Origin of the sequence: Gemmatimonas sp., assembly GCF_041689975.1 — a bacterium.
GTDB lineage: Bacteria > Gemmatimonadota > Gemmatimonadetes > Gemmatimonadales > Gemmatimonadaceae > Gemmatimonas.
This window is the reverse complement of sequence record NZ_JBDNFF010000277.1, coordinates 1-1689: the sequence shown is the minus strand read 5'-3', so window position 1 is coordinate 1689 and position 1689 is coordinate 1. Positions and strand designations below refer to the sequence as shown.

At 62.2% G+C, this 1689-nt stretch carries 1 protein-coding gene and 1 pseudogene; both read left to right on the top strand.

Features of this window, described 5'->3' with window-relative positions; all coding sequences use genetic code 11:
• Positions 1-797, top strand: a pseudogene (locus ACESNG_RS17040) (hypothetical protein); the annotation flags it as partial.
• Positions 794-1689: photosynthetic reaction center cytochrome PufC (gene pufC, locus ACESNG_RS17035; RefSeq protein WP_373069941.1), on the top strand; the 896-nt coding region annotated here is incomplete at its 3' end. The pseudogene ACESNG_RS17040 and the gene pufC, both read left to right, overlap by 4 nt.

The window sequence follows — 1689 nt, the reverse complement described above, 5'->3', positions numbered from 1 at the left end:
CGCTGAATCAGGGCGGATGGTACCTCATGGCCGGTTTCTTCCTGACGATCAGCATCCTGCTCTGGTGGGTGCGCGTCTACCGCCGGGCGCGCGCGTTGAACATGGGCACGCACCTGCCATGGGCCTTCGCGTCGGCAATCTTCCTGTACCTCGCATTCTTCTTTCAGCCGCTCATCGTCGGCAGCTGGAGCGAGATGGTGCCGTTCGGTGTCTTTCCGCACCTGGACTGGACGTCGGCGTTTTCCATCCGCTACTGCAACCTGTATTACAATCCGTTCCACGCACTCTCGATCGTGTTCCTGTACGGTAGCGCCGTGCTCTTCGCCATGCACGCCGCCACCATTCTTGCCGTCGCCCGTTTGGGTGGTGAGCGTGAAATCGAACAGATCACGGACCGGGGAACGGCCGCCGAACGCTCGATGCTCTTCTGGCGCTGGACGATGGGCTTCAACGCCACGATGGAATCGATCCACCGCTGGGCCTGGTGGTTTGCCGTGCTCACGACCTTCACCGGCGGTATCGGCATCCTCCTCACCGGAACGGTCGTCGACAACTGGTATCTCTGGGGCGTGAAGAACGGCCTCGTGGCACCATACCCGGCGAACAACGTGCTCACGCCAGAGCAGCAGCAGCTGTTGCGTGGCCGCTATCAGGGCACGGCTCCGGATACGTTCCCGTCATACGACGCACCGCAGCCCGCGATGATGCTCGACTCGACTGCCCTGCTAATTCCGGCAGACTCGATGACGGCGGATTCGACGAAGGCCGATTCCACGACCGCGAGGCAGACGCCATGAGCATCCTTCGACGTTCCATTGGCCTGGTGGCCCCGTTCGCCCTGCTCTCTTTGGGGGCGTGCGGTAACGCCGAAACCGACTCGGTGCAGGTTGGGTATCGCGGGACCGGCATGGAGCAGAACTACGACCACGGCGACCTGAAGAAGCAGTTCGCGCAGGTGAAGATCCCCACGCCGCTCCCCCCTGCCGGCGAGTCGCCGCCGGGTCCGCTCCCGTGGAAGAACGTGCAGGTGCTGAATGACATCTCGGTCGGCGAGTTCAACCGAACGATGGTGGCGATGAGCACCTGGGTGGCGGGCACCGGCAACTGTGCCTACTGCCACAACGTCGCCAACTTCGCCTTGGACACGTTGCCCACCGGCAAGCCGATTTACACCAAGCTCGTGGCGCGCCGCATGCTGCAGATGACCCGCCAGATCAACGGCCAGTATTCGCAGCACGTGAAGTACACTGGCGTGACCTGCTACACCTGTCACTTGGGCAAGCCGTTGCCCAATGGCTTGTGGTTCTACTCCAGCCAAACGGATTATCTGCGGCACTATCTCGATCGCGACGGCGCCCGCGTCATCTCGCAGCAGATCGCGCCGAGCAACGTGAATCGCAGTTCGGTGAAGCAGACGGAGTGGACGTACGCGCTCATGATCAGCCAGTCCAAGTCATTGGGCGTGAACTGCACGTATTGCCACAACTCGCGGCAGTTCGCGAGCTGGAAGGAAGCTCCGCCGACTCGTGTCACGGCATACCATGGCATTCTCATGCTGCGCGACGTGAACCAGAATTACCTGTCGCCGTTGCAGCCCGTGTATCCGTCGATGCGCCTCGGAAGTCAGGGCGACGCGCCGAAAGCACAGTGCGTGACGTGCCACAACGGTGTCTACAAGCCGCTGTACGG